The organism is Monashia sp. HAY1-2A, from assembly GCF_056755315.1.
The window spans coordinates 1-253 of record NZ_JBNDHY010000573.1 but is presented as its reverse complement, the minus strand read 5'-3'; the positions used below and the strand labels follow the sequence as shown (position 1 = coordinate 253).

1 protein-coding gene is annotated in these 253 nt (G+C 72.3%); it reads left to right on the top strand.

Going from position 1 to position 253, the window contains the following annotated elements:
- The coding region (locus ACPYOM_RS23120) for a DUF993 family protein (RefSeq protein WP_481347762.1) at positions 1-253 on the top strand (253 nt) is incomplete at both ends.

The window sequence follows — 253 nt, the reverse complement described above, 5'->3', positions numbered from 1 at the left end:
GCGCTGGCCGCGCTCGACGCCGGTGACCTGGCCGCCCATGACGCTGCCTTCGCACCGACCCTGCCGTTGGCGCGGCACGTGTTCGCAGCCCCGACGTACTACTACAAGACCGGCATCGCCTTCCTTGCCTGGCTCAGCGGGCACCAGCCGGGATTCACCATGGCCGGCGGCCTGCAGAGCGCACGCAGCATCGTGCACCTGGCCGACACAGTCCTGCTCGCCGACGCCGCCGGCCTGCTGCCGGACCCCGACC